At 32.9% G+C, this 24,014-nt stretch carries 17 protein-coding genes; 10 read left to right on the forward strand and 7 right to left on the reverse strand.

Going from position 1 to position 24,014, the window contains the following annotated elements:
* The first annotated feature begins 109 nt into the window (after window positions 1-109).
* The 3 genes from AC061E_RS09760 (at window position 110) to AC061E_RS09770 (ending at window position 2,640) form a co-directional block, all read left to right on the forward strand.
* The gene (locus AC061E_RS09760; RefSeq protein WP_182651937.1) at window positions 110-877 is read left to right on the forward strand and encodes an MBL fold metallo-hydrolase; all 768 of its coding nucleotides are present in this window, start codon (window positions 110-112) and stop codon (window positions 875-877) included.
* 44 nt (window positions 878-921) lie between these two features.
* On the forward strand, window positions 922-1,443 hold the full coding sequence (locus AC061E_RS09765) for a GNAT family N-acetyltransferase (protein WP_478286073.1): 522 nt from the start codon (window positions 922-924) through the stop codon (window positions 1,441-1,443).
* A gap of 456 nt (window positions 1,444-1,899) precedes the next feature.
* Window positions 1,900-2,640 (forward strand): DUF3891 family protein, encoded by a 741-nt coding sequence (locus AC061E_RS09770; protein ID WP_478286074.1) that lies wholly within the window; start codon window positions 1,900-1,902, stop codon window positions 2,638-2,640.
* Window positions 2,641-3,054: 414 nt separating this feature from the next.
* On the opposite strand, the gene AC061E_RS09775 is transcribed toward AC061E_RS09770, so the two are convergent.
* Window positions 3,055-3,753, reverse strand: coding sequence for a pseudouridine synthase (locus AC061E_RS09775; protein ID WP_478286075.1), 699 nt, complete (start codon window positions 3,751-3,753; stop codon window positions 3,055-3,057).
* Between the two features lie 515 nt (window positions 3,754-4,268).
* On the opposite strand from AC061E_RS09775, the gene AC061E_RS09780 reads away from it, so the two are divergent.
* Window positions 4,269-5,240, forward strand: a complete 972-nt coding sequence (locus AC061E_RS09780; protein WP_478286076.1) for a peptidase associated/transthyretin-like domain-containing protein — start codon at window positions 4,269-4,271, stop codon at window positions 5,238-5,240.
* A gap of 204 nt (window positions 5,241-5,444) precedes the next feature.
* Window positions 5,445-6,089, forward strand: a complete 645-nt coding sequence (locus AC061E_RS09785) for a CatB-related O-acetyltransferase (protein WP_478286077.1) — start codon at window positions 5,445-5,447, stop codon at window positions 6,087-6,089.
* A gap of 232 nt (window positions 6,090-6,321) precedes the next feature.
* On the opposite strand, the gene AC061E_RS09790 is transcribed toward AC061E_RS09785, so the two are convergent.
* Window positions 6,322-7,857: a YifB family Mg chelatase-like AAA ATPase gene (locus AC061E_RS09790; protein ID WP_478286078.1), complete on the reverse strand. Its 1,536-nt coding sequence runs from the start codon at window positions 7,855-7,857 to the stop codon at window positions 6,322-6,324.
* A 228-nt stretch (window positions 7,858-8,085) separates the two neighbouring features.
* On the opposite strand from AC061E_RS09790, the gene AC061E_RS09795 reads away from it, so the two are divergent.
* From AC061E_RS09795 to AC061E_RS09810, 4 genes are all read left to right on the forward strand, one after another.
* Window positions 8,086-11,073 carry an amidohydrolase family protein gene (locus AC061E_RS09795; RefSeq protein WP_478286079.1) on the forward strand — a complete coding sequence of 996 codons (2,988 nt, stop codon included), beginning with the start codon at window positions 8,086-8,088 and terminating at the stop codon, window positions 11,071-11,073.
* Between the two features lie 55 nt (window positions 11,074-11,128).
* Window positions 11,129-12,436, forward strand: a complete 1,308-nt coding sequence (locus tag AC061E_RS09800; RefSeq protein ID WP_478286080.1) for an amidohydrolase family protein — start codon at window positions 11,129-11,131, stop codon at window positions 12,434-12,436.
* A 6-nt stretch (window positions 12,437-12,442) separates the two neighbouring features.
* Window positions 12,443-12,820 (forward strand): PH domain-containing protein, encoded by a 378-nt coding sequence (locus AC061E_RS09805; RefSeq protein WP_478286081.1) that lies wholly within the window; start codon window positions 12,443-12,445, stop codon window positions 12,818-12,820.
* Window positions 12,821-13,099: 279 nt separating this feature from the next.
* Window positions 13,100-14,416, forward strand: a complete 1,317-nt coding sequence (locus AC061E_RS09810; RefSeq protein ID WP_144893609.1) for an ammonium transporter — start codon at window positions 13,100-13,102, stop codon at window positions 14,414-14,416.
* A 144-nt stretch (window positions 14,417-14,560) separates the two neighbouring features.
* On the opposite strand, the gene AC061E_RS09815 is transcribed toward AC061E_RS09810, so the two are convergent.
* The 4 genes from AC061E_RS09815 to AC061E_RS09830 all read right to left on the reverse strand — a co-directional run bounded on the left by AC061E_RS09815 (window position 14,561) and on the right by AC061E_RS09830 (window position 21,164).
* Complete coding sequence (locus AC061E_RS09815) at window positions 14,561-16,411, reverse strand: CocE/NonD family hydrolase (protein WP_478286082.1); 1,851 nt, start codon at window positions 16,409-16,411, stop codon at window positions 14,561-14,563.
* Window positions 16,412-16,519: 108 nt separating this feature from the next.
* Complete coding sequence (locus AC061E_RS09820; RefSeq protein ID WP_478286083.1) at window positions 16,520-18,553, reverse strand: protein-disulfide reductase DsbD family protein; 2,034 nt, start codon at window positions 18,551-18,553, stop codon at window positions 16,520-16,522.
* Entirely contained in the window at window positions 18,553-19,863 is a 1,311-nt protein-coding gene (gene tilS, locus AC061E_RS09825; RefSeq protein WP_478286084.1) for a tRNA lysidine(34) synthetase TilS, read from the reverse strand. Before tilS ends, AC061E_RS09820 begins: the two co-directional genes overlap by 1 nt.
* 14 nt (window positions 19,864-19,877) lie before the next feature.
* On the reverse strand, window positions 19,878-21,164 hold the full coding sequence (locus tag AC061E_RS09830; RefSeq protein WP_478286105.1) for an anthranilate synthase component I family protein: 1,287 nt from the start codon (window positions 21,162-21,164) through the stop codon (window positions 19,878-19,880).
* 240 nt (window positions 21,165-21,404) lie between these two features.
* Here AC061E_RS09830 and AC061E_RS09835 point away from each other — a divergent pair, with 240 nt between their 5' ends.
* Window positions 21,405-22,298, forward strand: a complete 894-nt coding sequence (locus AC061E_RS09835; protein WP_478286085.1) for a DUF4349 domain-containing protein — start codon at window positions 21,405-21,407, stop codon at window positions 22,296-22,298.
* A gap of 56 nt (window positions 22,299-22,354) precedes the next feature.
* On the opposite strand, the gene lpdA is transcribed toward AC061E_RS09835, so the two are convergent.
* A complete protein-coding gene (gene lpdA / locus AC061E_RS09840) occupies window positions 22,355-23,758 on the reverse strand; it encodes a dihydrolipoyl dehydrogenase (protein WP_478286086.1) in 1,404 nt (467 codons plus the stop codon).
* Between the last annotated feature and the right edge of the window lie 256 nt (window positions 23,759-24,014).

The following is a 24,014-nucleotide window of genomic DNA, read 5'->3' on the forward strand; positions in this document are numbered from 1 at the left end:
ATTCAAATCAATATCGAGTACACTTTGTTTTTTTGATTTATTGATTTCAATCAATGGAATCTATTGTGCCAATAAGCAACTTTGTACTTTCAATTTAAAACATCAAAAAATGAAAATACACCATTTGCGAAATGCCACTATGATCATAGAAACGGGAGACAAAGTAATTTTAGTGGATCCAATGCTTGGAAAAAAAGGAACAGCTGGACCAACTTTCACACTTTTTCGATTTAAACCACAACGAAATCCAATTGTAGATTTGCCAACCAATGCAATGGATATAGTTGAAAAAACTACACATTGCTTAATAACACATCTGCACCCCGACCATTTAGACAAGGAAGCAGAGCATTTTCTTCGCTCTAAACAAATTCCTGTTATTTGTAGCATAAAAGACGAAGCCACATTAAGGAAAAAAGGATTAAACGTATCACAAACTGTTGAATATTGGAAAGAAAGCCCTTTTTTAAGTGGAAAAATTATAGGTATTCCAGCAGTTCACGGTTACGGATTTGTAGCTAAACCAATGGGGAATGTAATGGGCTTTTATATCAAATTACCAAACGAAAAATCAATCTACCTGAGCGCCGATACCGTTTACACTGACGATGTTCACAAAGTTTTGACACAATTAAAACCTGAAATAGCTGTGGCGGCTTCTGGAACAGCACAATTAGATATTTTTCAGCCTTTATTAATGCGAATGGATGACATTTTGAGGTTTGTAAAAAATGCACCAAATCAAGTAATCGCAAATCATCTGGAAGCTGTAAATCATTGCCCGACGACACGACAACAATTAAAAGTAGAAATTTCAAAAATTGGACTTTCTGACAAGGTTTTTATTCCAAATGATGGTGAAAGTAGGGTGTACTAATCAGACAACCATCTTACCTTAAAATAGTAATTAAAAACACATAAATGAACTTTCAAATACAAAATAGCAACAGCAACGACACAGACGAAATTTTCCGTTTGTACAAAATCGCCACCGATTTTCAGAAAACGAGATTTACCCATCACTGGCCAGAATTTGACAGACAACTTATTGAAACTGAAATTTTAGAAAACAGACAATGGAAAATAGTGGTTGATGGTAAAATTGCTTGTGTCTGGGCGACAACTTTTGACGATCCACAAATTTGGGAGGAACGTAACGAAGAACCAGCTATTTACATTCACCGAATAGCAACCAGTCCTGATTTTCGCGGACAAAATTTAGCGGGTAAAATCGTTGAGTGGGCAAAAATTTATGCTATTGAAAATCAAAAACAAATCATTAGAATGGATACAGTTGGCGATAATTCAGGATTGATTAATTACTACACAAAATGTGGCTTTGAGTTTTTAGGTTTACTAAAACTTAAAAATACTGAAGGACTTCCTGCACATTATGACAACGCAACAGTAAGTTTATTTCAAATTGACCTAAACTCTAAATGAAAAAATAACTTCTCCTTTTTTTATTTTTGTGTTCACTCCTTCTTAACAATTGAAAATATTAAAACCGTTCTTTCCAAATTGTCTAATAAAAAAGGACTTTAAGACCAAATAAAACAATAGCTAGCATCCCGAATTTCGTTGCTTGCGTGACAAAAACAATTTAATCTAATCCCTTACACCAGCTCATGAACACTAGCAAAAGTGGATCACTATAAATTTGTAAAAGGCACGAGCGGGAAGCTCGCCATCGCAATGGCATAACTCCAAGTGTTTTTAATTTATCTGTTGCGCTTATAACTTGAACTTACATTAATTTATTATTCCACTTTTTTTAATTAGTACCAAGGTTAGAATTATTGCCTTCTTTGGATATATTATGGTAAATTTGAATTACAAGAGAATTTTCTATAATGAAATCTTTTTTATTTTAAATATTAATTTGAAAACCTCCATATTATGATTGTTGCTTCACATGCTAAAGGTTGGAAAATTATAAACCAGCGCTCTCACGGCCTTCTAGCTGCGATGATAGGATATCAATATAATATTGATTTGCCAAATGATATAATTGTGCCAACACTCATTGCTATCGCTGAGCATGATGACGGGGTTGTAGAAACATTAGAAAATAAAAATTTAACCAAGGCAGGTGCGCCAAGACATTTCTTAGTCAACGATGAATCTAAAAAAACGGATTTAAAGCGATACCTCAATGTAATGGAAAATGCAACTTCAAAAAGTCAGTTAAATGCGTTATTAACTTCCTTACATTTAGATTTTATTTGTGCTGATTCAATTCACGGTCAAGACCAGAATTTGAAAACTTTTTTGAAAGAGCAAGAAAAAAACCGCAAAGATATTTTCAAACATTTAAACATAAACGAAGAATACATGCATCGCTTGTACCGCCTTGTAGAATGGTGCGATGCTTTTTCTCTTCTTATTTGCATGGACAAAATACAGCCCGAAGGACGCAAAATGGAAGTATCTGAAAGTCCTGACGGTGATATGAGTCAAACGTTTTACAAGGCTGTAAAAGAAATCACAGTAGAGCCTTGGGTTTTTAAAAATGATACTTTCACGGTTTTTTACGAATATAAAATTATCGAACAACTACAGTTTAAATCAGTGGAAGAATTTAACGAAGTTTGTAAAAAAGCAGAAGTTCAAAGGGAGGAATTTGTGTTTTCAAAGTAGCGTTTTTATTATTTTATATTTCTGTTTGATATTTTGATTCCAATTTGCGTTTTACAAGTTTGGTGAAACAGTAGTTAAACTAAATCTACGGTAGCACTACTGCTAATTTCCATCATCTTGTGAAGGTATTATAATGTGAAATTTATGACTAAAAAGAAAGCGTTCAACTGCAGTAAGAGAAAACAAAATACTGAACCACACCAAGCACAAAGTATCATTGTAAAAAAATAAATTTATCGTAAAAGTTGCGAAAATATCTATGAATTTAACCTTTAAATTTAAATCCGTAAAAATAACATTCGATATAAATGTCTCAAGAATTAATCAAAAATCTCAAATATGGTCCTCTTTTTACTGAAACTATTGCTTCCAAATGCAGCAATAACTTAAAGCATTACTTTACAAATTAGTATGCTATTCATACGTACTCAAATCTAGATTAAGAATAGTACCTACTCTTCTAAACTCTTCATTAATCTTTGCATTCAAGATTAATTTTTCATTTGTTATGGGATGATTAAAAATTAACTGATGGGCATGAAGCATCATTCCTTTCAGTTCAAAATGCTCCAACCACAATTTATTTTGTTTGTTGCATCCATGTGGCCGACTTCCTAAAATGGGATGAAAAATATGTTTGAAATGTTTTCGTAATTGATGCATACGCCCAGTTTCAGGAATCGCTTCCACCAAACAATATCGTGACGTTGGCTGTTTGTTAAATTCTAACTCAATTTCAACACTTTGCAATCGATGAAAATAGGTTATTGCATTTTGTACAACACCATCATCATTGGTTAAATCATAATCAATCGTTAATTCTAGGGGTGACCAACCACGTAAAATTGCTAAATATTTTTTTTCGACTTCGCGTGAGGCAAAACGATCATTCATAATTTTTAAAACGGCTGTATCCAACGCAAATAACAAGACACCTGATGTTTTGCGATCTAACCGATGAATAGGATAAACATGTTGCCCTCCTATTTGATTTCTCAATTCTTGGATAGCAAACACTTTTGCATCGCGTGCATAAAATGATTTGTGAACCAACAATCCACTTGGCTTATTAATTGCAATAATATATTCGTCTTGGAACAGAATTTCTAACATCTGGCAAAAGTAAAAGAGATCTTTATCGAAATCTCTCTTTTGACGTATTTATTTCTATACTTTTTATACCGCTAGCGTATGAATCCCACTTTTTAACATTAAAAAAAGTAAATCTCTATTAATTTGTAATAGTTACAATCTGGGAAAGATGATGTTGCCTTAAATAAATAATCCTAGAAATCAATAATTGCCTAGTTGCTTTCATAACATTAACAATAAATTGAAACAACCGAAAAACAAAAAATTAAATACAGGTTTAATAAGACGTAGCTGAAAAGCACAACAGAATATTTGTATCGATTACTTAAAAGTTTTTCGAAGAGTTTGAGAGAATTTCAAGAGACAAGTTCACGTATTTTTTTACCAAATAAGCAAACTGCCTTTTGGTTGAAAATATTTTTTGTAGTTTAAATCTACTATATTTATACTAAAATTTAAAAAATGAAGTTTCTATACTGATTTACTTTTAGTCTTATAGTTCGAACTAAAAACTTTTTGTAATTAAGAAAAATAAAATGAATAAACTTTTTTTATGTATTTCACTTGCGGTATTTAATATTTATTTTTCAAATTCTCAGAATAGAAAACTAAACGTTTTAGACAGTATAACAAAATTGCCAGTAAAGTATGCAAACATCAATTTTCTAAATGGATATGGTGTTTTTTCAAGTGAGAAAGGTGAAATTAATATTAGTGACATTAATATCAACTCACTTGAAATATCACACGTATCTTACGAATTAAAAAAAATAGAGTTAAAAATAAACGACTCCATCATTTTTTTAAAACCAAAAATTATAAATTTAGATGAAGTTGTAATTAAAAACAATCAAAAATTAAATGTTGCAAAAAAAATAAATTCAAAACCAATAATCCATAGTGATTATAACAAGATGTATCATAGCGCAATAGGCTTGAAGTTTGCTTTTAAAATTAATACACATGAAACAAAAATAAATTATTTAAAAAGCATTGAAATTCCGGTGTTTAAAAAAGCTAATGATGTTACAAGAAACATGTATCCCGAGAAACAATATCCATATAAAACTTTAATAAAATTAGAAATATTAGAATGTGTTGATGGAATGCCTGGTGAAAATTTAAATAATTACTGTAAATATGAGGTAATCGATTCCGAACTTATAAATGATTTTTTTACTACAAACTTTGAAAAAAACATCAAAATTCCCGAAGATGGTTTGTTTGTTGTAGTAACATTTATCGGGAAAGTTGATGAAAATAATTCCCTAATTATTGAAATGCCTTATGACGTTAATAAAAAATTTGCTGATAAAAAATTTATAAAATGGATTTTACCAAACATCCCTATTATTGAAAGGCAAAAAGATACTAAAACATTTTATCGATTTGATTATGAAAGAGATTCAAAGTGGAGACAAATTGAAAAACCAATTATCTATTTTAAAAACAAGGAATATCCCATTTTTGATATTGGGATTGGTTACAAAATTGATTTGATGGAGTAAAAAAATTAAGAAAAATTATATAAGTGTATTTCCAATTTAATTAAATTACCTACACTTAAAATTAAAAACAATAGGACCATTACTTTTGAATCTACTATCTTCCTCGGCAGACTACATTTCCGATGATTTACAGATAATGTGGGCTTTTTAAAAGAAAAAATAGTTTATAATAATAAATTAAAGATCATCTAGAAAAATTCAGAAATGAAAATCCCAAATAAAGACACCCAATTTCCATTAGAAAATTATAATAAACTTTGTTTTTTAAAAAACACAATCACAAACCCTAACATAATTATTGGAGATTATACCTATTATGATGATTTTGAAAACGTTGCTAATTTTGAGAAAAACGTAAAATATCATTTTGATTTTATTGGAGACCAATTAATTATCGGCAAATTTTGTATGATTGCTTCTGATGTAAAATTCATAATGAATGGGGCAAATCACCTCACAAAATCAATAAGTTCTTATCCCTTTGCAATATTTGGAGAGGACTGGAAAAATGCCATGGAAGGAAAACAGTATCCTAATAAAGGAAATACAGAAATAGGAAACGATGTCTGGATTGGGTATAACTCTACTATAATGCCCGGAATAAAAATAGGTGACGGGGCGATAATTGCATCGAATTCGACGGTAACTAGAAATGTAGAACCCTACTCCATCGTTGGAGGGAATCCAGCTCAAGAAATCAAAAAAAGATTTACAAAAGAACAAATTGAAAAATTATTAGCAATACAATGGTGGAATTGGGATATTGAAAAAATTACTAAAAACATTCAAAATCTTACTGATGACAAAATTGACTCGTTTATAAATTCTGCAAATAGCCATGAGCTGTAAATTTGAATAGGTTCATTAAAATGACTCGAAGGTCAAAATAAAAAAGACTATAACATTACTTTTATACTAGTCCTAATTCCGTTTTTCATAGCTATTTAGATATAGCAACGTAATATTATTTTAGATTTAAAAAATATACTACGATATATCATGAATTAATGTCTTGTAAAAAGTAAGACTATCATTTATGTTTTTTAAAGTAGACCATAATTAAAAAAAATCCTCAAAAAAATTATCCCAACCAACCATCGCGATCCAAACTTCGATATTGAATAGCTTCCGCAATATGGTTTGACTGCACTGCTGGGGATGCTTCAAGATCAGCTATAGTTCGCGCTACCTTTAAAATTCGGTCGTAAGCCCTTGCAGATAAATTCAATCGTTCCATAGCTGTTTTTAATAATTGTTTTGATACCTCATCAAGAGCGCAATACTCTCTGATTTGTTTGGTATTCATTTGGGCATTGTAATGAATGTGGTCCATGTGATCAAAACGTACAGATTGTATTTCTCGAGCTGCAGTCACGCGCTCTCTAATAGCAACACTACTTTCGGCTTTTTGATCATCTGAAAGTTTATCAAAAGGAACAGGAGTTACTTCAATATGAATGTCTATTCTGTCTAGCAATGGCCCAGATATTTTACTCAAGTACCGATGCATTTCATGTGGTGAAGACGTTTGTGGAGCATCTGGATCATTAAAAAAACCACTCGGACTAGGGTTCATACTAGCAACAAGCATGAACGATGATGGGTACGTTACCGTAAACTTAGCTCTAGAAATAGTTACTTCTCGATCTTCAAGGGGTTGACGCATTACTTCAAGTACATCTCTTTTAAATTCTGGGAGTTCATCCAAAAATAGAACTCCGTTGTGCGCCATAGAAATTTCTCCAGGTTGAGGATAACTTCCGCCACCTACTAAGGCCACATTAGAAATAGTGTGATGCGGACTCCTAAAAGGCCTTTGATTCATCAAACCCACTTCTTTAAGTTTACCAGCAACACTATGAATTTTTGTAGTTTCAAGTGCTTCGCGCAAAGTCATGGGCGGCAAAATACTTGGTAATCTTTTAGCAAGCATGGTTTTTCCTGCACCCGGCGGACCTATTAATATAATATTATGTCCACCAGCAGCAGCAATTTCCATACAACGTTTAATACTTTCTTGTCCTTTTACATCCGAAAAATCAAACTCTGGAAAATCCAGTGTCTTGTAAAACTCAGCGCGAGTATCAATCGTGGTAGGTTCTAGAGTTCCTTTACCTTCAAGGAAATCAATCACTTCTTGAACGTTTTCAACACCATAGACTTCAAGTCCAGCTACAATGGCTGCCTCTTTTACGTTTTGTTTAGGCAGAAAAAAACCTTTAAAACCCTCTTCTTTAGCTTTAATTGCTATTGGTAAGGCTCCCCTTATAGGTTGCAAACTTCCATCAAGAGACAATTCACCCATTATAATATATTGTTCAAGAGCATCTGCTTTGATTTGGCCTGAAGCCACTAAAATACCAATAGCCAATGTCAAATCATAGGCAGAACCTTCTTTACGTAAATCTGCAGGCGCCATGTTAATGGTGATTTTTTTTCCGGGCATAGCATAGGTATTGTTTTTGAGCGCGGCAGCAATACGGTAACTACTCTCTTTTATAGCGTTATCTGGTAAACCTACAAGATGGTAGCCTATACCCTTATCCATATTAACCTCAACTGTAATTGTTGTAGCTTCAACGCCAAAAACAGCACTCCCAAAAACCTTTACTAACATATATTATTATTTTAAAATAAAATTAGTAAAAACTTTTCTTATATTTTAACATCTGCAAAAACAATATAAAAAAATAGCATCTTTTATATAATTTCATAAAATAGAAACATATTCTAATTTATAATACTTAGTAAATCAACATAATAAAAAACAAATGTTAAATTCATGTAAACAGCCTACACTCTTTGAACAATTTTTTACTTTTAAGAACTAATTAGAAACTAAACTATGAAAAAAATTCTATTTCTACTTTTATTTAGCGTGGTGCTATCTAAAACGTATGCGCAGGAATACTTTCCTAATAACGAAAGTATACAAAACAAGAGTGCCAATTTTACTGCATTTACAAATGCTAAAATTTATGTAACTCCAACTCAAATTATTGAAAAAGGTACCTTACTGATCCAAAACGGGAAAGTAGTAAGTGCGGGAACCTCGATTACCATTCCAAAAAACTGTACTACGATAAATCTTGAGGGAAAAACAATTTATCCTTCCTTCATAGATATCTACACTAATTTTGGTATAGAAAAACCAAAAAGTGTTACTGGTCCACGTATGCCTACATATGACACTAAAAGAATAGGCTATTACTGGAATGAAAGTATACTAGCCGAGGCTAATGCCTATGAAAACTTTAAATACGACCAAACCAAAGCAGAAGAATTGCTAAAAGCTGGTTTTGGAGTAGTAGGAACACACGTTCCTAACGGTATTGCAAGAGGAACAGGGACCTTAATAGCATTGAATAATTTTGAAAAGCAAAACCAATTGCTGGCAGACAAGTTAACCAATCACTTTGCTTTTACAAGGAGCGTTACCACAAATCAATCCTATCCTGGGTCTTTAATGGGAATGATGGCGTTATTAAGACAAATGTATCATGATTTAGACTGGTATAAAAAGGGGAACTCTGCTACTAAAGATCTTTCGCTTGAGGCGCTTGCAAATAATGAAAAATTAGTTCAAATATTTGCATCGGAGGACAAATTAAACAGTTTACGTGCTGCCAAAATTGCTAAAGAATTTGGCTTAAACTATGTTTTAAAAGGAAACGGAAACGAATTTGAAAGAATTGAAGAAATTAAAAACACCAATTCTAAATTTATAATTCCCGTAAATTTCCCAGAAGCGTATGATGTTTCGGATCCAAACCAGGCTAATCAAATGGAGTTAAAAGACTTGCGTTTTTGGAATCAAGCTCCTACAAACTTAAAAGTTTTATCAGACAATGGAGTGGTATTTGCTCTGACTACTGATAAATTAAAGAAAATTGAAGATTTTAGAACAAACCTTTTAAAAGCTATAAAATTTGGTTTTGACAGTACCAAAGCTCTAGAGGCACTGACTACAATTCCTGCAGCTATTTTAGGAAAAAGCAATGAAGTTGGATCGTTAAAAAACGGAAGCTTAGCTAATTTCGTAATTGCATCAGGCGCCATTTTTGATGAAAAAACAATTTTATATGAAAACTGGGTTCAAGGTAACAAGTTTGTAATAAATGATTTAACTATCAAAGATATTAGAGGGAATTACGATCTCACCATTAATAATGAAAAATTCAAATGGAAAATAAATGGTGAAGTAAGCGCACCAAAATCAGAAATTACAACTGTTGATGCCAAAAAAGTAAATTCAAAACTTTCTATGAGCAACAATTGGTTATCTACCGTGATCAAACCTTTGGATTCAACCAAAACTAGTTTTACAAGATTGATTGGGTTTATTGACGATACCCAAACCCTTTCTGGAAAAGCAGTTTTATTTGACGGAAAAGAAGTAAAATGGTCTGCAGTAAAAACAGCTCCATTTGTAAAAACCATCGATTCTACTAAAGTTGAAAAAAACAATTTTGTAATCCCTAGAACATTCCCAAATACAGCTTTTGGAAATCTTAGCAAACCTGCAGCGCAAAATATCTTGTATAAAAATGCAACAGTTTGGACTAACGAAAAAGAAGGAATCCTGACCGAAACAGATGTTTTGGTGAAAAACGGAAAAATTGCAGCAGTGGGTAAAAACATTTCGGATGCCTCTGCTACTGTAATTGATGCCAAAGGAAAACACCTTACAAGCGGTATTATAGATGAGCACTCTCACATTGCGATTTCTAATGGAGTGAATGAAGGCGGACACAACTCTAGTGCCGAAGTAACTATTCAAGACGTAGTAAACTCTGAAGATGTAAATATATACAGAGAACTAGCTGGTGGTGTAACAACATCGCAATTATTACACGGTTCAGCAAACCCTATTGGTGGTAGATCTGCCATTGTAAAATGGAAATGGGGAGCTGCAGCTGATGAAATGTTATACAAAAACCAACCAGGATTTATAAAATTTGCACTAGGAGAAAACGTAAAACAATCAAACTGGGGAAATACAAATCCTACTCGTTTTCCACAAACAAGAATGGGTGTTGAACAAGTTTTTATTGATTATTTTCAAAGAGCCAAAGAATATGATTTGAGCTGGAAAGCATTTAACGCAAGTAATAAAAAAGGAAAAGCTCCTAGAGTAGACATAGAACTACAGACTCTTGCTGAAATATTAAATAAAGAACGCTTTATTTCTTGTCACTCTTATGTACAATCAGAAATATTAATGTTAATGAATGTTGCTGAAAAATTTAATTTTAAAGTAAATACATATACACATATCCTAGAAGGCTACAAAGTGGCTGATAAAATGAAAGAGCACGGTGTGGGAGCTTCTACTTTCGCTGATTGGTGGGCTTACAAATTTGAGGTAAATGATGCTATTCCTTTTAATGGTCCTATTATGCACAACGCTGGACTTGTAGTTGCCTACAACTCTGATGATGCTGAAATGTCAAGAAGATTAAATCAAGAAGCTGCTAAGGCAGTAAAATACGGAAATATATCTGAAGAGGATGCGTGGAAATTTGTAACATTGAATCCAGCAAAATTATTGCACATTGATGATAAAGTGGGTAGTATAAAAGCAGGTAAAGATGCTGATATTGTATTATGGAGTGACAATCCATTATCTATTTATGCAAAAGCAGAGCAAACTTTAATTGAAGGAGTTGTGTACTTTGATGCAAAAAAAGATCTTGAAAAAAGAGTAGAAATCACAAAAGAAAGAAGTGAACTGATAGGTCAATTGTTACAAGAAAAAAACAAAGGAATGATCACACAAGAGCCTAAAAAGAAAGAAAGAAAAGAATATGAGTGCGATACTCTTGAGGAGTAACACTTTCTCAATTTCATACTTTAAGCTTAGTCAAGCAACTTTAAAAAAATATAAAATGAATTATAAAAAAATATACCTCTTAATTTTGGCACTCGGTTTGCCAATACTAGCTCAAGCGCAACAAACACCCGCAAATAAACAATCCAAATCTGTTTTGATCATGAATGCAACTGCGCATCTAGGAAATGGCAAAGTGATTGAAAACAGTGCATTAGGATTTGTAAACGGAAAAATTACCCTAATTGCCGATGCTACCGCTATACGTCTTGCGGCTGGTGCTTATGATGTTACGATAAATGCTGCTGGAAAACATGTTTACCCTGGATTTATTGCTCCAAATTCTACTTTAGGTCTTGTTGAAATTGACGCCGTTAAATCATCTGATGACGAAGATGAAATAGGTGCTATGAAACCTCACGTAAGAAGCATTATTGCTTATACAGCTGATTCAAAAGTTATTGAAACAGTAAGACCAAACGGAATTTTAATGGCACAAATAACGCCTAGAGGCGGAGTAATATCAGGTACATCCTCAATTGTTCAGCTGGATGCATGGCACTGGAAAGATGCATTGGTTAAAGAAAATGATGGAATACACGTTAACTTTCCTTCAACTTTTAGAAGAAGCGGCTGGTGGGCAGAACCAGGAAATATTGAAGCCAACAAAGAATATGCAAAAGAAGTTCAAGAACTACGATCTTATCTTGCTAACGCCAAAGCTTATTTAGGCGAAAATTCAAAAGAAAGAAACATTGTTTTAGAATCTACAAGAGGTCTATTTGATGGTACTCAAACTTTATTTATTCATGCTAATGAAGAAAAACAAATTATTGATGCCGTACAGTTTGCTAAACAAAATGGTATCAAAAAAATGGTTATTGTTGGTGGCTATGAAGCTTATAAAACTGCCGATTTATTGCGAGAAAATAACATTGGTGTTTTATTAAAAAGAGTTCATGAAATGCCAGAAAATGATGATCATGATATTGATTTACCATACAAAAACGCAAAACTACTAACTGATAAAGGAGTTCTTGTAGGCCTCGAAAATAGTGGGTCACATGAAAGAATGAACACAAGAAACCTACCGTTTTTAGCTGGAACTTGTGCTGCTTATGGCTTAGATAAAGAGCAAGCTTTACAACTTATAACATCAAATACGGCTAAAATATTAGGTATTGATGCACAATGCGGTACTCTTGAAGAAGGAAAAGATGCAACCTTATTTTTATCTGATGGTGATGCACTTGATATGAGAACAAACAGGCTTACAAATGCTTTCATACAAGGTAGAATGATTAGCTTAGAAACACATCAAACTAAATTGAACGATCGTTACAAAACAAAATACAACCAAAAATAAATTATTATGGGATTATTTAATGCTATTCTAGGAAATGCGTCTGAGGTAAATATTCAAAATATTGCAACAGAATTTGAACCAATCTTGATTGAAGGTGAGGTAATTGAAAAAGCATACAAACTCATTAGAGATATGTTTATTTTCACCAATAAGAGGTTAATATTAATTGAAAAACAATTAGTAGGAACTAAAGTTGATTACTTAACCATTCCCTACTCTAGTATAAAAAAATTCTCAAAAGAAAGTGCAGGATTATTAGATATGGATGCTGAATTAAAAATTTGGCTTAATAATGACGATACCCCCATCAGTAAACAATTTGGAAAAGGCGGTAACAACATTAACGAGGTGTATCAAATTTTAAGTAGACATACGTTGAAATAATCTTTTTTAGAATGGTATTTCTAAAGACACTAGTTGATTCATCAATTAGTGTCTTTTTTTATGCAATAAATTCATGTAAATAATCTAGATTGACAATAAAATTTTTAAAAAGTTCAAATTGGGCTTGTTAAATTGTAAATTTAAAGATTAAATTATAATTAACCCTTAAAAAAATAGGGGTCATTTTAATATATATTCAAAAGTTTAACTCATACTGTTATTTTTAATGGGGTATAAACAACATTTTTATACTTTTATTGAAATTTAAATCAAAAAACTATGAGAAAAATTGTTTTGAGTGTGCTGTTAATTGCAATCTTGTTATTTACCCTTTTTTCAAATTATTTCTTAATCGACGCACCTGCTCCAACCGAGGCTGTAAAATTTGACACTGGCGATACCGCTTGGATTATTGTTGCAACAGCTCTAGTACTTATAATGACTCCTGGATTAGGTTTTTTCTATGGCGGTATGGTTGGAAAAAAAAATGTAATTAGTACAATGCTTCAAAGTTTTATGGCCATGATAATTGTCACTGTTTTATGGGTTATCATTGCTTTCGGACTTTCATTTGGCCCTACAATTGGAGGTATTATTGGAAATCCAATCCCTAACTTGTTTTTTCAAGGTGTAGGAACAAACACAGCATGGAGTCTTGCTCCTACCATTCCGTTTATGCTATTTGCCTTATTCCAAGCTAAGTTTGCCATCATTACACCTGCCTTGATAACTGGAGCATTTGCAGAGCGTATCCGTTTTTGGGCTTATTTACTTTTTATGGTTTTGTTTATATTATTTATCTATACTCCGCTTGCGCACATGACTTGGCATCCTGATGGTTTGTTTTTCAAAATGGGAGTACTTGACTTTGCTGGAGGCACAGTAGTACACATGAGTGCAGGATGGGCAGCACTTGCAGGAGCTATTTTCCTTGGAAAAAGAAAAGTTCAAAAGGTTAATCCAGCAAGAATAACCTATGTATTATTAGGAACTGGTTTACTGTGGTTTGGTTGGTTTGGTTTTAATGCAGGCTCAGCACTAGGATCAAATGGCCTTGCGGTACAAGCATTAGGAACTACTACAGTTGCGGCAGCTGCTGCTGGAATGGCTTGGGTATTTCTAGACAAAATTCTAGGACACAAATTATCAGCAATGGGCGCTTGTATTGGCGTAGTTGTAGGCTTAGTAGCCATTACACCAGCTGCTGGTTTTGTGAGTATTCCACACGCTATGTTTATAGGAGCAATTGCTAGTATCATCAGTAATCTTGTAGTGAGAGCATTTCATAAAGGAAAAATTGATGATGCATTAGATGTTTTTGCTTGTCACGGTGTGGGCGGTATGGTAGGCATGCTTCTTACTGGTGTATTTGCTTCAAAATCAATTAACTCAATTGTAGGAGATAATCAAGGTTTAATTTTTGGAGAAACAACTTTATTTTTAAACCAATTAAAAGCTTTAGTTGTGGTTTCTATTTTTGCTTTTACCGCATCGTATGTTTTGTTTTTCATTGTAAACAAAATAACACCTTTACGTGTAAGCGAAGAAAAAGAAGAATTAGGACTTGACATTTCTCAACATGGTGAATTTTTATAATCAAGCATTATTCACTAGAATAAGTATTAAATAATCATTTTGAAACATATCTTAAAAAAAAATACCTCAAAAAGTAATAACTTTTTGAGGTATTTTTTTTTTAAAAGGGATTGATTCATAAAAGATATAAATCTTAACAACTCTTTATTTAAGGATAGTAAATTCTATTTTAGAATCATTGTACACTTTATGAGTTTGTTTTTGAAAATCTTCTGGTTTTGCATAAAAAATATTTTCTACAAAAGTTTGAGGATTTAGATCTATCAATGGAAACCAAGTGCTTTGAACTTGTACTTGAATTTTATGCCCTTTCTTAAAGGTATGAAACACATCTTGCAACTTAATATTTACTGCTGTTTTTTCATTAGCTACAAACGGTTCTGGTTTACTAAAACTATTTCTAAAACGACCACGCATCACTTCACTTCTCACCATCATGTGATAATTGCTCATTTTTAAATGAGGAGCTATCTCTTTAGTCTCTGGCTCCTCATTAGGAAAAACATCAATGACTTTTACAACCCAATCAGCATCAGTGCCTGTTGTTGCTACTTGTAATTGGGCTAAAATGTCCCCCGCAAGTGTTGTATCATCTGTTAAAATTTCCGTTTCAAAAACAAGAACATCAGGACGTCTGGCAGCAAAACGCTGGTCATCAGTCATGTATTTTCTAGGTGTAAGACCTTGTTGTTTTACATCTTCAGAATAAGGAACTGGCTTCTTTGGGTCACTTACAAACTCTTCAAAGGCAAAATTCCTTTTTGCCATTTGCGACAACTTGTTCTCTTGCATGAAAAAAGCTTTCTTTTCGGTATTCTTTGGAGGCCAAGCATCATACGTTTTCCATTCTTTTTTACCCGAATCAAAAACATAAGCCTCAGGAAGTGTGTTTTCACCTTTTCCATTATTTTTCAGGAAATGACGGAAAAAATTAGCTTCAATATTTTTTTGGTAAAAACCTGAAATGCTATCACCAAAATTAATATTCCCAATAACTTGTTTGGCAGAATTACGAGCCCAATCTCCGTGACTCCATGGCCCCATTACGATTGTATTGTAATTTTTACTGCTCTTTTCAATCGTGCTGTATGTATTTAATGGACCGTATAAATCTTCTGCATCAAACCAACCACCAACCGTCATAACTGCAGGTTTTATATTGTTCAAGTGTTGAAGAATACCTCGCTTTTGCCAAAAATCATCATAACTAGAATGATCTTTTAGCTGTTGCCAAAATTCATTATCGGCTCCATAATACTTATCTAATTTTGAAAGTGGGCCAGCATCAAGAAAAAATTGATAATCATCATTGATTCCTGTATTGGTAAAAGTATACCATGGCTCTGTGGTACGTGCCTTTTTTTGTGGTCCAAATAAAGGCGTTACTTTCCAGTAACTTAAAAGATAAGCCCCATTATGATGAAAATCATCAAAAAAGAAATCAGCTATACACGCTTGTGGCGAAACAGCTTTTAAAGCGGGGTGATTGCTTAACAAAGAATACGTTGCATAAAAACCTGGATAAGATATTCCCCATGCTCCAACGTTTCCGTTATTATTAGGTACATTTTTCACCAACCAGTCTATTGTATCATACGTATCAGATGCTTCATCAATATCAGTCTTTGATTTTTTGTTAGGTACAAAGCCACGCATGTTATCATACAAACCATCACTCATAAATCTACCACGAACGTCTTGGTAAACTACAATATATCCTTCTTTCATCATCGTATCACTAGGTGAAATCGACCTTTTCATTTTATCAGCCCCATAAGGTCCCGAGTTATAAGGTGTTCTTTGCATAATAATTGGATACTTTTTTGAAGTATCCTTTGGAGCATAAATTGAGGTAAATAGCTCAGCTCCATCGCGCATCTTGATATGCACTTCTTTTTTAGTGTAATTTTCTGCTACATAATTTGGTTTAGAATCCTGAGCCGAGGATAATAAGAAACCAAATATCAATAATGCAATACTTAGTAGTTTTTTCATGTGTTTTTTAAATTTAATAGGGTTTAAAGATAAAAAATATGTGGAAATAAAAACAGTTTAAAGACACTAAAATAAATTCATTGTAAAAAAATAAGCATAAAAAAAGGCCTATTCGGCCTTTTTAAATGAATCTATTCCGTCTCTCAACCAATCTCTGTAAGCATTGATATCTGAGTTGTAACTTTCTGGTTTATCTGATAGCATATTCCCATCAGTGTCCATAACAATGTAGTATGGCTGTGCATTTGCTTTAAACTTGGTAATTTGAAAATCACTCCATTTATTTCCTACGCTTACCACCTCTTTTCCAGTTTCTTTAGATACGTATTGCTCTTCTTTTGGGAGTTCCCTTTTATCATCAACATATAACGAAATAAGCACAACCTCGTTTTGCAATATTTTTAAAATCATTGGATCGGACCAAACATAATCTTCCATTTTTCTACAATTCACACACGCATAACCTGTAAAATCTAATAGAATAGGTTTGTTAACTGATTTTGCGTAAGCTACTCCCTTGTCATAATCCTCAAAAGCTATTAAATCATGTGGTCCTAAATGAGCTCCATCTGGTAAAACTTGAGCTGTTGTTGCTGAGCCTCCTTTTGAATTTCCTACTCCATAAGGACTTTCGCTATAGGTCATAGGTGGCGGAAAACCTGAAATTAATTTTAATGGCGCTCCCCAAATCCCTGGAATTAGATACACCGTAAAAGCTAAAACTACTAATCCTAAAGACAATCTTCCTACCGAAATATGATTCAATGGACTATCATGTGGGAGTGTAATTTTTCCAAAAAGATATAAAGCTAATGTTCCAAAAATAGCAATCCAAATGGCTAAAAACACTTCTCTTTCTAAGAAATGGAGCTGCAATACCAAGTCAGCATTAGATAAAAACTTAAAGGACAATGCCAGTTCTAAGAAACCTAATACTACTTTAACCGTATTCAACCAACCACCTGATTTAGGCAATGAATTCAACCAACCTGGGAACATAGCAAACAACATAAATGGTAATGCAAGTGCTAATGAAAAACCAAACATTCCTACAATAGGTGCAATACCACCTTTTGATGCTGCTTCTACTAATAAAGTTCCTACAATAGGTCCCGTACATGAAAAAGAAACTATGGCTAGAGCCAATGCCATGAATAAAATACCAATTATACCACCTCGATCTGCTTGATTGTCTACTTTATTCGCCCAAGAATTTGGCAACATGATTTCGAATGCGCCCAAAAATGACGAGGCAAAAACAACTAATAAAATAAAGAAAATGATATTAAACCATACATTGGTAGATAAAGCATTTAGGGCATCAGCTCCAAATATTGCCGTTACCAAAAATCCTAAAACAACATAAATAAAAATTATCGCAATACCGTAAATAATAGCATTTCGAATTCCTTTTGCTTTAGTTTTACTTTGTTTGGTAAAAAAACTAACCGTCATAGGGATCATTGGGAAAACACATGGTGTTAATAATGCTGCAAATCCAGATAAGAATGCAATAAAAAAGATAGACAATAATCCTCTTTTTTCCTCTGGTTTTTCAGCTATAGACGCTATTATTTTAGCGGTTTTCTCAGATTTTACCTCTGTTTTCAAAATATCAACAACCTCTTTTGACTGAGTTGAATCCCCGGTCGCAACATTTATCACCGGTGCTACTTCTGTAGTTGCACTTTCATTTTGAGGAATTTTTATAGTGAAATTCTTTTCAACATTGATGCAGACATCTTTACATACTTGATAATTAAAGTCAACTTTAACCTCAGTAAGCTTAGTATTTGTAAGTTCAATTTCTTGTTGAATTTGAGCCTTTTTCTCAAAAAAAGTTTCGTTTACCTCAAATATATCATTGAAGGCAGTTCTTGTTTTGCTTTCTTTGGCTTTGCCAATAAGTTTAAAATTTCCTTTTTGGTTTTTAAAAATAATTTCAAGAGGAAGTGGTCCCCCATCTGGTGTGAATTGAGAATATAAGTGCCAATCATTTTCAATAACAGAATTAAAAGTTAATAGATAAGTAGATCCACCTTTGTATTCAATTTTGGTAGTCCATTTAGCAGGATCTAAAACTTGTGCACTTGAATTGGCGTAGACCAAAAAAGCACATAAAAGAAAGAATAATTTTTTCATTAGCGTAGTTCTATTTTTAAAATATTTTTAGTTGTTTCGGTTACTTTAAACCGTTCGTCTGGTCTTAATCCAACAAGCCAAACTATTGTTTCATCGGAATATAGCAACCAAGTTTGTTCTTTTTCATTTAAAGATAATTTTTCATCTTTAAAAAATTTACTCACTTTTTTTGACTTCCCTTGCATACCAAAAGGATGAAAAACAGCTCCCTCACTCCATTTTTGCAATCGCAATGGGTAGTGCAACAAATCTGCATCTACAAAGATAGAAGTATTTGTGACGATACTAATGTCGGCTACTTTGCAAAAAGTCAGATTTAAGGGAATATTAACTTCTCTTTGATTTTCAGAAATAAAATATTCCTCATTGGTATTTACGAAATTTATCGGACTAAGGATTAAAGAATCTCTATCTTTTAATAATCGGTATTGAGGAGCGAGAACAAACTTGCCTGATTGACTTTCAACAAGTGCATAAATATCATTCCAAGATGTAAACTCAAATTCTTTGAGCCATTGGTACAAATAGGATTTATAATTAGGTAATTGTTTTAATTTTTTAATATCAAGATATATAATTTCATCCTCTTGCTTTGCCACCTGCTGATAAATCATAATAGCGGCATCCTCCATCATAACTTGAGCTTCCTGAAGATAGGTTTGCGTTTTAAGAAATGATGACAAAAAATTAGAATTAATATCTTTTAACAAAGGTACAAACTGATGCCGGATTTTGTTTCGAAGGTATTTATCTGTGGCATTGCTGCTGTCTTCTCTCCATTTCATATTGTTCTCTTGGGCATAACGTGTAATTTCATCTTGGCTAAATGCCAAAAGTGGTCTTACTACACGCTCATTTTGCTGAGGAATTCCGGTCAAACCCTCAATTCCAGTTCCTCTACTTAAATTGATTATAAAAGTTTCAAGAGCATCATCAGCATGGTGTGCCGTAAGAATGTAATCGTATTGCTCTTGCTCTAAAATTTCGTAAAACCAGCTGTAACGCAACTCTCTAGCGGCAACTTGTGTAGATATTTTATAATCTTCGGCAAATGACTTGGTGTCGAATTGGGTAAAAAAGAAAGGAATATTATTGTTTGATGCATACTCTTGAATAAAATTTTGATCCTCAAAACTTTCTAAACCTCGAAGCTGAAAATTACAATGAACAATAGCCATGTTAAAACCCATTTGCTGAAACAAATGAACCATAACCATGCTGTCTATGCCGCCACTGGTTGCCAAAAGCACCTTTTTACCTTGTAAAAAAGATAGGTTTTGCTGAATATGTTTCTCTATTTGTTGTATCATTTTATTTAACTTAACTAACTCAAAACCTCAAGCATAGCATGAGCCTTTAGTAAACACTCTTCATACTCTTTTTCTGGAACCGATAAAGAAGTAATGGCACTTCCCACAGAAAAAGAAAGGTATTTTGAAGCACTGTTGTACAGAATACTTCGGATTACTACATTAAAATCAAAATCACCGTTAGGTGTAAAATACCCGACTGCTCCACTGTAAACGCCTCTTTTGGTTTCTTCAAGTTCGTCAATAATATTCATAACAGAAATTTTTGGTGCCCCTGTCATACTCCCCATGGGGAAAGTTGTTTTTAAAACATCGGTTGCTGTATACTGAGAATCTAATTTTGAAGTAATGGTAGTAATCATTTGATGCACTTGTAAAAAAGAATAAATCTTACAAAGCTCTGTTACTTGAACACTGCCTTTTTGAGCTGTTCGTGCCAAATCATTTCGAACCAAATCAGTTATCATTATATTTTCTGCACGTTCCTTTGGGTCTGATGCTAATTTATTTTTAGATTCTTCATCTTCAGTTGTATCCAAAAAACGTTTGGATGTACCTTTTATGGGCTGGGAAACTATTAATTCTCCTTCTTTTTTTAAATAACGTTCCGGTGACGCCGAAAGTATGTAATGTTTATGATTCTTAAAATAAACTGCAAAAGGTGGTTTTGAGATGGAATTTAATTTTAAAAACTTTTGCAATGGATCAATTGCTGTATTTTCTGAAAAAAATTCCATACAAAAATTAGCTTCATAAATATCTCCTCTGTGAATGTGATCTTTTACTTTAATTACTTTCTCCAAATAATTTTCTCTTGAAATCCGCTGTTGCATATGAACTGTTTCAACAATTGTATTGATAGGACATTCTGTTGACAAAATAGTTGCAAAATCATAATCTATTTCATCATCACAAAAATTCAAATATTGAATTTCAAATGTGTTTCCTTTGAGTACAAATACTTTTTTGGGTTGAAAAAAAAATAAATCTGGAAAATCTAAAAAGTCATTGTTTTTTGATGAAACCTTTTCAATATCGTTTTTTAAATCGTAAGACAAGTAACCAAACAACCAATCCTTAATGCTTTCTTGATACTGTTTTAAATCATCAAATGCATTGTAATAATCTGTTTTTAAAGAGGTAAAAGCGTCAACTGCAAGTACACAATCAAAGGATGAGTACTCTTGCGGATACGAATTACTATCTAAAAAAATAATTTCACGAAACTGTTGCGCCCATGTTACAAGTTGTTGCTTGATTTGTAATGGATTTTCGACATTTTTTATGATGGATGTTCTCAAGGAATTGAAATGTTTTTTATAGCTCAAAATTACAACATTTTTATGTTAAATAGGTAATCATGACTTATTCTAAAAGCAAGAATATACAAAGCTTTTAAACGTAATTCCTTACCCATTTACACAAAGTTTATTTTGATGGCATGAAATTTGAATTGTAGCATTTTACTTAAAATCTAAAAAGCTAGCAAAAAAGAAAACACCTATTAACAAATAAATTATTAACCTGTAAAACAAAAAATTATGCTTAAAAAACACCATGCCCTATTCCCTTTACTGCTAATCATTTTAGCTATTTCTTGCAAAAAAGCTGATTCTTTAGATGAAACTGCTTCTGAAACAACAACTTCTTCAATAGATAGTAGTAATACTGTTTCTTCAGCTGCAGCAGTACAATCAAAAAATAGTGATAGAAAATTTGTACGAACTGCCGATATTAAATTTAAGGTAAAAAATGTCCCCAACTCAACTTACATTATTGAAAACGCCACCAACAAATTTGGAGGTTTTGTAACTTACACCAATTTACAAAGTACAATTTCTGAAAAAAAAGAGGTTAAAATTAGCCAAGACAGTACTTTAGAAATCACGAAATATACTGTTGAGAATAACATCACCATTCGGGTTCCCAATACCAAAATGGATACGGTAATCAAAACCATTGCGAAACAAATTGATTTTCTGGAGTATCGTATAATTAAGGCCGACGATGTTTCATTACAACTGCTCTCCAATCAATTAAAAGAAAAAAGAGACGCCAATCAAGAAAAGCGCCTTGTAAAAGCGATTGATAGCAAAGGCAAAAAACTAAATGAAGTGGTGCAGGCAGAAAACGACCTAAATCAAAAAAGCGAACAAAAAGATAACAGCAAACTCGAAAATATCTCATTAGCTGACCAAGTAAATTTTAGCACTTTAACGTTACAAATTTACCAACGTGAAACCATCAAAAAAGAGATGATTGCTAATGAAAAGGAATTTCGTCAAGGTTTTGGTTCGAAAATAATTGATGGACTCGAAAATGGCTGGTATCTTATTGAAGGAATAATTGCGGTAATCGTTCAATTATGGTCGATCATTTTAATTGGCATAATAGGCTATTTCACATACAAAAAATACTTTCGCAAAGTCAATTAAATAAAAAACCCGTTCAAAAATTAGATTGAACGGGTTTTTGTTAAAATATAGTCTACTTATACGTGTAATGCTCTATTATCAGTGGCAGCTAAAGCAGCTTCTTTTATCGCTTCTGCAAAAGTTGGATGTGCATGAGACATTCTTGAAATATCTTCAGCAGACGCTCTAAATTCCATGGCAGTAACCGCTTCAGCAATTAAATCGGCACAACGAGCACCAATCATGTGAACTCCAAGTACTTCATCTGTTTTTGCGTCAGCTAGGATTTTTACAAAACCATCTAAATCACCACCAGCGCGCGCACGTCCTAAAGCTTTAAATGGAAAACTACCTGATTTAAAATCAACACCAGCAGCTTTCAACTGCTCTTCTGTTTGACCCACAGCAGCAACTTCTGGCCAAGTGTAAACAACACCTGGAATCAAATTATAATTGATGTGTGGTTTTTGTCCTGCTATAATCTCAGCAACCATGGTACCTTCCTCTTCCGCTTTGTGTGCTAACATCGCTCCGCGAACTACGTCACCAATTGCATAGATATTAGGAATATTTGTTTGTAAATGATCATTTACTTCAACCATTCCTCTTTCAGAAATTTTAACACCTGCTTTATCTGCGTTCAATCCATCGGTATACGGACGACGCCCTACTGAAACTAATGAATAATCTCCTTCTAATGTTATTGTTTCTCCCTTAGCATTTTCGGCTTGAACAACAACTCCTTCACCATTTCTTTCTACTGATTTCACTTTGTGTGAAACATAGAATTTCATTCCTTGTTTTTTCAATACTTTTGTCAATTCTTTAGACAAAGATGCATCCATTCCTGGAATAATTCGGTCTAAATATTCAACTACAGAAACTTGCGCTCCTAATCTTAAATACACTTGACCTAATTCTATACCTATTACTCCACCACCAATGATTACAAGGTGTTTTGGCACTTCTTTAAGTTTTAATGCCTCAGTAGAAGTTATAATTCTTTCTTTATCATTTTTGATAAAAGGCAAAGAAGATGGTTTAGAACCGGTTGCTATGATAATATTTTTTGCTTCAATAGTTTCAGAAGTTCCATCTGCTTTTGCAACAGCAACATGTGTAGCATCAACAAAAGAACCTAAACCTTCAAAAACTGTGATTTTATTTTTATCCATTAAAAATTTAACTCCTCCCGAAGTTTGATCTACAACCGCTTGTTTGCGTGCAATCATTTTTTCAAGATTTACCTTTACATCACCAGAAAGTTCAATACCGTGATCTGCAAAATGTGCAATTTCACTGTAGTGATGAGAAGAAGCAAGCAATGCTTTTGAAGGAATGCATCCCACATTTAAGCAAGTTCCACCTAGAGTAGAATATTTTTCAATAATTGCTGTCTTAAATCCCAGTTGTGCACAACGAATAGCAGATACATATCCGCCTGGGCCTGAACCTATAATGACTACGTCAAATGAACTCATAGTATCTATTTTTTATTTTTAGTGATGCAAAATTAAGCAATAAAGTTTTGTTTAAAGTTTAAATTTAGAGGTTTTTGTTCTAATTATAACGATTTCATCAAGTATTAATGAAAACCTTTTATAAAAAAATCATAATTTATCTCTTAACTAACATAGAACTACAAAAGCAACTATACTCTCTAAAAACAACTCCGCTTGTTAATTTTTATTAAAAATAATAAAATCAAAACTATGAATCACATAAACCTTATTAAAC

The organism is Flavobacterium sp. GNP011 (assembly GCF_056428925.1).